This is a genomic window from Clostridium arbusti SL206, assembly GCF_000246895.1.
Classification (GTDB): Bacteria; Bacillota; Clostridia; order Clostridiales; family Clostridiaceae; genus Clostridium_I; species Clostridium_I arbusti.
In genome coordinates, this window is the sequence record NZ_BAEV01000140.1 from 1 (window position 1) to 7,599 (window position 7,599).

Here is a 7,599-nt window from a genome sequence, read left to right on the forward strand (position 1 = left end):
ACACGTAGTATTTATACTAATATATTTCTTTATTTATTACTATAACTTACTCCTTATTAAATTATTTAATTTTTATTAGATTAAATTGACTAAATCTAAATTTATAAAAATATACTTTTATATAGATAATAGATTTTAACCTGACTAACTTGGCGTAAGTCTCCCACGCACTCTGCGAAAGTGATTCGCACCAAATTAAAATTTGGGCTCTCTACTTTTCTTCAAGGGGGAGTTCAACGCCAAGTAAGCCATGCATTTGCAGTTCTAAAATTCAGATGGGGTAAAAGAATCCCCACCTGAATTAAGAACTTGCTTCAATTAAATTTTGATATACTGGAGGAAAGTAATGGATAGTTATATTTTAATTATTACTGGCATAATAAAGATAACCTTACTAGATATTGTTTTAAGTGGAGATAACATAGGTATAATAGCTCTGGCTACTAAGGATTTACCGGAAAAGCTTGCAAAAAAGGCTTCCTTTATAGGTGTTATTTTCGCCATTTTACTGAGAATACTCTTTTCCTGCTTTATTACATATATTTTAATGATAGAATGGCTTCCCATTAAACTATTTGGCGGCATTATACTTATAATAATAACTTTTGATTTTATTAAACCCAAAAATACTGATGTAACTACAAAAGGTAAAAGTGTACCTGGCTTCTGGAGAGCCATATATAGTATTGTATTTGCGGATTTAACTATGAGCATTGATAATGTACTAGCTATAGCTGGAAGTGCAAACGGCAATATATTTTTAATAATCTTTGGTCTCCTTATTAATATACCCATTATATTTTTAGGAAGCGTCTATGTAGCAAACATTATGAAAAAACACCCTTTTGTAATATACATAGGTGGCGCTATACTTGCTCACACTGCTTTTGATATGTTTTTACATGATAAATTAATTCTTAGCATAGTTCCTGAATTTTTTGTTATATACATCCCCTATGCCGTAGCCATTATAATAATAGCTTATGGATATTATATAACCTCCTTAGAAAAAGACAGGCTAAGAAGTAAGAAGAGCTTTCGCTAACAGAAAGCTTTTTCTATATTTCACTATACATAGATCTACTTCTATGAAAATTTATAACTTTAATCAAGAATATTATTTACTATATCATATAAATTTTTACCGTTAATATCAGCTTTATTATTATACTTTCCTATTTTGCCAGTCTTGCAGCCAGCCTTTTTCCCAGATTCGATATCTGTATCTCTATCACCAATCATATAGCTTTCTTTAAGATTAACATTATATTTTTCTGCTAATTCTAGTATCATCTTAGGTGACGGTTTTCTACAACCACTATTTGAATAATAGTCTGGGCAAAATTTTATTTCTTTAATACTACAATAAGGATTCAGTAATTGAATCATTTTTTCATGGATTTTATTAAGCTTGTCAACAGTTATGTGTCCAAGTTCCACTCCACCTTGATTCGTTACAACAAATATTTGAAATCCATTTTTTTCTGCTTTACTTAAAGCCTCTTTTACACCTTGGTATAATTCAAATTGTTCTGGTTCATTAACAGGCCTTTTATTATTATTAATAACTCCATCTCTATCTAAAAACAAAGCTTTATTCAATCTTAGTTTCACCCCTCTTTAAGTTCTAAAAAATGCTTAAGGCATATTCAAATAAATAACTAGTCAGTATGCTAGCCTATTTTGATCTTGTGAATAATATTTCATGCATATACCCAAATCAATACTATAATAGTATTTTCTAAAATAAAACTATTATACCATTTTAATAATTTCTCTAGGTTAAATGATAATAATCGATAATATTTAACCCTATGTATTCTTTATTCTATTATTATAAAAGTTTTTACTATATTATATTATCCTTCAATTATAATGATACATTTTAAGCTATAACACAATATAGCTTATACAAGCATATTATACTGTTGAAAAACAATTTAAATTTTATAATAAAAATTCAGGAGAGATATGTATGAAGGTTGTTATATTATGTGGAGGAAAAGGCTCTAGATTAGCGTCCCCTACTGAAAATAAACCAAAACCATTAGCCATGGTTAACGGTAAACCAATCATATGGCATATCATGAAAACCTATATGAAATATGGCTTTAATGATTTTATTCTACCTTTAGGCTTCGGTGGGGACAAAATAAAAGAATATTTTTGGAACTATGAATGGAAAAATCAAAACTTTATTAAAGATACTATTAATAACGATATAAAACTTCTTAACAAACCAGAAAACTGGAAAATAACATTTGTTGATACTGGAGTTAATACCATGACTGGTGGAAGAATAAAAAAAATAGAAAAATATATTGATGAAGACACCTTCATGTTAACCTATGGTGATGGTCTATCAGATATAAATATTAAAACCTTGTTATCCTATCATAATAATAAAGGTAAACTTGCAACTGTAACAGGCATACAAAGGAAAAGCCAATATGGTATTCTCACCGTGGAAAACGGTATTGCTAAATCCTTTGATGAAAAATCTACGCTAGATGGAATAATAAATGGAGGTTTCTTTGTATTAAACACCAAAATATTTGATTATATAGAAAATAAAGATTCTTGTATTTTTGAACAAAGTCCTCTAAAAAAGTTAGCAAAACAAAATGAGCTATCTGTATATCTACACGATGGGTATTGGTTGTCTATAGACACCTACAAAGATTTGTTGACTGCAAATAAGACATGGAAAAGTTAAACATGAAAGGAAGTATACCTTATTAAATTTTATATCATAAATATAGATGCTCTAATAATAAGGTATATATTCCCATATTTTAAAATTTCAAAATAATTCATATTAGTTCTATAAACGATACTAAATTACTTAAAATTAAGTATACTAGAAGCCTAAAAGAATACTCCTGAACCAAATATAATTTTAATGGAATAAATATATTTAATAACTGTGCATTTGATTTATGAAAGTCAAGTTCTGTAGAAAACCTATATTACACTGAAAATACAAAAGATACAAGGAACCTTTATAAACAGAGTTCTTAGTATCGGGTTGGGATACTTAGAAATCGTTATCCAGGGACGTAGCAGCCGTTATCTCAGCTAGGAATATTACGGATGGTAGTCATCGGATAAATTAGACTAAATATTATAACTTAATCCTAAATCACTTATATAGGGGGAATAATATATGGATGATTTCAAAGATAAAAGAGTATTAATAACTGGTGGTTTAGGCTTTATTGGTTCTCATCTAATACCACGTATGTTAAAAGAAAAGGCTAAAATATTTATTATAGAGAGAAAAAATTCTAATCCCTGGAGAATAAAAGATATTACAAACAAAGTTAATATTATTGAAGCTGATATATCAAATAACGAAGAAATTCATAAAATTATAAAAACTATAAATCCTGAGTATGTCTTTCATTTAGCAGCCTATGGAGTAGATTCTTCCAAAAAAGAATATATTGCTGCCACTAATACTAATATAGTGGGAACTGTAAATATATTAAACTCATTAAGAGATACTTACTGTAGAAAGATTATAAATATTGGTAGCTGTGCTGAATACGGCAATAGAAAAGATTTAATGACTGAAGATATGTGCCCCCTCCCCGTGAGTATTTATGGTAGTACTAAAGCATGCTCTACTATACTGGCACACCAAATTGCCAAAGAAAATAATATTAATATTGTTACCTTACGCCCTTTTGGAATTTTTGGTGAAGGTGAAGCACCTCATAAAATTTTTTGTCATATAATTTTATCTATATTACAAAATAAAGATGTAAAACTCACTAATTGTGAACAATACAGAGACTATTGTTATATAGAAAATATAATAGATGGAATGATTCTCTCTGCAAAAGATACTTCTATAGATAATAATATTTTTAATATTGCTAGTGGAAATATACATCCCCTAAAATATTATGTAGATTTAATATTTAAAAATATTAACACTGATAAAAAACCTTTATATGGAACTATACCTTACAGAGAAAACGAGATGTGGACTCCTAAGGCAGATATTAGCAAAATTAAATCCATACTTCACTGGACACCAAAAATAAGTCTTGAGGACGGAATAATTAAAACTATAGATTGGTACAAAAAAAATAGCAAATTGTATTAGGAGGTGATATGTAAATGGATTTATCTCTAAATATGTTTAAGAATAAAAATGTTTTAATTACTGGGCATACTGGATTTAAGGGTTCTTGGCTTTCCCTATGGCTAAAAGAACTTGGTGCAAATGTAATAGGCTATGCTTTAGACCCTATCAATCCACAAGATAACTTTTCTTTATGTGGTTTAAAAAATAATATAGTAGATATTAGAGGTGATATTAGAGATAGTACTTTACTTAATAATACCTTTAAAAAATATAAACCCGAAATTGTTTTTCACCTTGCAGCGCAGGCTCTTGTAAGATACTCCTATGAACATCCTAAATATACCTATTCAGTAAATGTAATGGGAACTTTAAATTTACTAGAAGCTATAAGAAATTGCAAAGCTACAAAGGCTGCGGTGATTATAACTAGTGATAAGTGTTATGAAAATAAAGAATGGATATGGGGCTATAGAGAAAATGATGCTATGGGCGGATACGATCCTTATAGTTCCAGTAAAGGTTGTGTAGAACTTTTAGTTTCTTCTTATCGTAACTCCTTTTTTAATCCAAAAGAATATAATAATCATAATAAAGTTATAGCTTCTGTGAGGGCTGGTAACGTAATTGGCGGTGGTGACTGGTCAAAGGATAGAATTATTCCTGACTGTATAAATGCATTAAAGTCAAATAATAATATAGTATTAAGAAATCCTAATGCCATCAGACCTTGGCAGCATGTACTTGAACCCTTAGGTGGATATCTAAAATTGGGCTCTAAACTCTTAGAATATAATACTTCATTTTCTGGTGCATGGAACTTTGGCCCTAATGAAGAGAGTATTGTAAGCGTGGAGGAAATTACAAAAGCACTTATTAAATATTGGGGATCAGGACACTACACAACATTGGATTCATCTTCAAAATCTGTTCATGAAGCAAATTTGTTAAATCTTGATATAAGTAAAGCTAAGTTTAATTTGAACTGGAAACCAAATTGGAATGTAGATAAAGCTATTCAGAAAACTGTTGAATGGTATAAAAACTATGACAGTACAGATGTTTACGCTTTATGTGTAAAACAAATCAATGAATATTGCAGTAAATAAATTTGAGTACCTTATCTCAATGATTTCATAAAGATAAATATTGTATATGTTAAACTGACATTATGCATTATCTACAAATACATATGCAATATTTAGGCATGTGAAAATAAATAACAAGTCAAAGATGCGACGTCTATTTTGAATTATACAAGGAAACAGGTCCTGATAATAGTGGTGCTATCAGAGGGTTCTGCTGACGCAGTAGAATTCAAAATAGGCTAGCATACTGACTAGTTATTTATTTGAAGGTGCCTTATAATCTTATTTTAAAATCCAACCGTATAATTTCTATTATGCTCTCAGCAGAATATGCTATAATTTTAAAAAGTACCCAAATTTATTACCATACAATTTAAAAAGAGAAAGGAATATTAATTATGAAGTTAAATAGAATAAACCACATAGCAATAATATGCTCTGATTATACTACATCGAAAAAATTTTATACAGAAGTTCTCGGTTTGGCTATAATACACGAAGCCTACAGAAAAGAACGAGATTCTTATAAACTAGACCTAAAAGTAGGTGAATCCGATCAAATCGAATTATTTTCTTTTCCCAATTCCCCAAAGCGTCCAAGCTATCCTGAAGCCTGTGGGCTAAGACATATCTCTTTTGAGGTAGATAATATAGAGGATACAGTTGGATACTTAAAAAACAAAGACATAGCCGTGGAACCAATAAGACTAGATGAATTTACCAATAAAAAGTTTACCTTTTTAAGTGACCCTGATAATCTTCCTATAGAAATTTATGAAAAATAAATAAAGTATCTAAAAATAATGTCTTCTTAAATTAGTAATTTAAGAAGACAGGAACTAAAAACACAGTGTGAAGTTGAGAGTAGATAGTGGACAATTAAGAAAAATTTTTTGACACTGCAGAAAATTTTATTAATTCTCAACTTTCAACTCTCAATTTTCAACTATTTCTCCATATATTTTACCGGATCTTCATACCCCGCTTCTTCAAAAGCTTTTAATCTAAGTAAACAACTATCACACTGCCCACAAGCATTTTCATAACCATTGTAACAAGTCCAAGTTAATGAATAATCTACACCAAGGCTCATTCCAAGTTTTATTTCCTCTGCTTTAGTCATATTCATAAATGGTGCATGGATTTTTATATTTTTATGTTCTTCTACAGCACATACGGTACCCATATTAATAGCATTTTCCATAGCATCTATAAATTCTTTTCTGCAATCCACATAACCAGAATAGTCCACTTGACTTACTCCTATAAATATATCCTGTGCCCCTATAGCCTCAGCATAAGAAGCCGCATAGGACAAGAATATCATATTTCTTGCTGGTACATAGGTTACAGGAATCTCTTCTCTGTGCTCTTCCCCATCTGGAACTTTTATGTTAGAATCAGTAAGCGCTGAACCTCCCCAGGCATTCATGTTGGTATTCACAATAATATGTTCTTTTGTACCAGCTTTTTCTGCAACTTTTTTTGCAGACTCTATTTCCTTTTTATGTCTTTGACCATAATTAAATGAAATTGCATAAACCTCAAATCCTTTAGATTTTGCAAGATACAACGCTGTGGTTGAATCCAATCCACCTGATAATAAAACAACTGCTTTTTTCATCTTATCCCTCTTTTATATTATAAAATTTTAACCTGACTAACTTGGTGTAAGTCTCCCACGCACTCTGTGAAAGCGATTCACACAAAATCAAAAAAAAGATTTTGGTTCTCTGCTTTTCTTAAAGTGGGAGTCCAACGCCAAGTAAGCCATGCATTCGCAGTTCTAAAATTCAGATGGGGTAAAAGAATCCCCACCTGAATTAAGAACTTGATTAAGAACTTGCTTCAATTTACTCTCTAAAGGTTAATACCTCCACCTCTAAGCGAAGCGTAGGTTGAACTTTTCACTGTAATATTGGCATTATACTAACCTTTCAAATAATTTCCAAATTTCAGGGTATTTTTTCTTAATATTTATTATTTTAAATTCTTTACTGTTTACAAAGGCTTGAGTTGTTCCTCCCTTTGCCAAAAGCTTTTTATCACTATTTCTAAATACTTCATAGCTAAAAACTACCTTCACTCCACTTATTTCTGTAACAGATGTCTTTATTAGAATCTCATCTCCATATTTTGCACCCTCTAAATATTTACAATGTGTTTCTACAATAGGCATCATTATTTCCATATCCTCTAGTTGCTTATATGTAATATTTAATTTCTCTATATACTCATCTCTAGCAACTTCAAACCATATATAGTACCTAGAATTATGTACAATTCCCATTTTATCTGTTTCAGCATATCTAACTTTAAGTACTGTATCATTAGTATACATAGATACCACTTCCTCTCTATATCCTGCGGACTTATACTACACGGATTAATTATACTTGTTTTATACATAAACTACAC

Annotated in this window: 8 protein-coding genes; 5 read left to right on the forward strand and 3 right to left on the reverse strand. The window is 30.1% G+C overall.

The genetic code is table 11. The annotated features are described in order from the left end of the window. Window positions 1-346 precede the first annotated feature (346 nt). Window positions 347-1,045: a TerC family protein gene (locus RH99_RS16980; protein ID WP_010241068.1), complete on the forward strand. Its 699-nt coding sequence runs from the start codon at window positions 347-349 to the stop codon at window positions 1,043-1,045. A gap of 59 nt (window positions 1,046-1,104) precedes the next feature. Here RH99_RS16980 and RH99_RS16985 read toward each other — a convergent pair whose 3' ends face one another. Continuing rightward, a complete protein-coding gene (locus tag RH99_RS16985) occupies window positions 1,105-1,602 on the reverse strand; it encodes a D-glycero-alpha-D-manno-heptose-1,7-bisphosphate 7-phosphatase (protein ID WP_010241069.1) in 498 nt (165 codons plus the stop codon). 373 nt (window positions 1,603-1,975) lie between these two features. On the opposite strand from RH99_RS16985, the gene RH99_RS16990 reads away from it, so the two are divergent. The 4 genes from RH99_RS16990 to gloA2 all read left to right on the forward strand — a co-directional run bounded on the left by RH99_RS16990 (window position 1,976) and on the right by gloA2 (window position 5,966). Further along, on the forward strand, window positions 1,976-2,716 hold the full coding sequence (locus tag RH99_RS16990; protein WP_010241070.1) for a sugar phosphate nucleotidyltransferase: 741 nt from the start codon (window positions 1,976-1,978) through the stop codon (window positions 2,714-2,716). Between the two features lie 450 nt (window positions 2,717-3,166). After that, a complete protein-coding gene (locus RH99_RS16995) occupies window positions 3,167-4,114 on the forward strand; it encodes an NAD-dependent epimerase/dehydratase family protein (RefSeq protein WP_010241096.1) in 948 nt (315 codons plus the stop codon). Between the two features lie 14 nt (window positions 4,115-4,128). Then, window positions 4,129-5,202 carry a CDP-glucose 4,6-dehydratase gene (gene rfbG, locus RH99_RS17000; protein ID WP_010241097.1) on the forward strand — a complete coding sequence of 358 codons (1,074 nt, stop codon included), beginning with the start codon at window positions 4,129-4,131 and terminating at the stop codon, window positions 5,200-5,202. 377 nt (window positions 5,203-5,579) lie between these two features. Next, window positions 5,580-5,966, forward strand: coding sequence for an SMU1112c/YaeR family gloxylase I-like metalloprotein (gloA2, locus tag RH99_RS17005; RefSeq protein WP_010241098.1), 387 nt, complete (start codon window positions 5,580-5,582; stop codon window positions 5,964-5,966). Between the two features lie 161 nt (window positions 5,967-6,127). Here the strand turns inward: gloA2 and queC are convergent, their stop codons facing one another. Beyond that, window positions 6,128-6,805: a 7-cyano-7-deazaguanine synthase QueC gene (gene queC, locus RH99_RS17010; protein ID WP_010241099.1), complete on the reverse strand. Its 678-nt coding sequence runs from the start codon at window positions 6,803-6,805 to the stop codon at window positions 6,128-6,130. Window positions 6,806-7,105: 300 nt separating this feature from the next. Continuing rightward, window positions 7,106-7,522 (reverse strand): acyl-CoA thioesterase, encoded by a 417-nt coding sequence (locus RH99_RS17015; protein WP_010241100.1) that lies wholly within the window; start codon window positions 7,520-7,522, stop codon window positions 7,106-7,108. Window positions 7,523-7,599: the final 77 nt, after the last annotated feature.